Raw genomic sequence first — 242 nt, forward strand, 5'->3', positions numbered from 1 at the left:
CATGAAGCGGCGCTTGCGCGGGTCAATGAAATCGCCCTTGTCGCTTCGGTGGCCGATCTGGGTTGGCAGGCCGGCGATAAGTGCTCGGTTCAGGGTCTGGTAGGCCGCGGCACGCACGCGCTCGCTGAAGGCATTGCTGGCCTCTACGGCCACTGCGGGGGCGGCCGGCACAACAGTGGTAGCCGGAGGTTCGGTCTTTCCATCGCGGGCCAGGCGGGCGGCACGATGCTGATGGCCACGGG

At 67.8% G+C, this 242-nt stretch carries 1 protein-coding gene; it reads right to left on the reverse strand.

Annotation, left to right across the window (positions count from 1 at the left end; genetic code table 11):
- The coding region (locus tag ACQG3P_RS22440; RefSeq protein WP_426806289.1) for a hypothetical protein at positions 1 to 242 on the reverse strand (242 nt) is incomplete at both ends.

It is taken from the genome of Stenotrophomonas sp. SrG (assembly GCF_050031795.1).
Taxonomy (GTDB): Bacteria; Pseudomonadota; Gammaproteobacteria; order Xanthomonadales; family Xanthomonadaceae; genus Stenotrophomonas; species Stenotrophomonas rhizophila_A.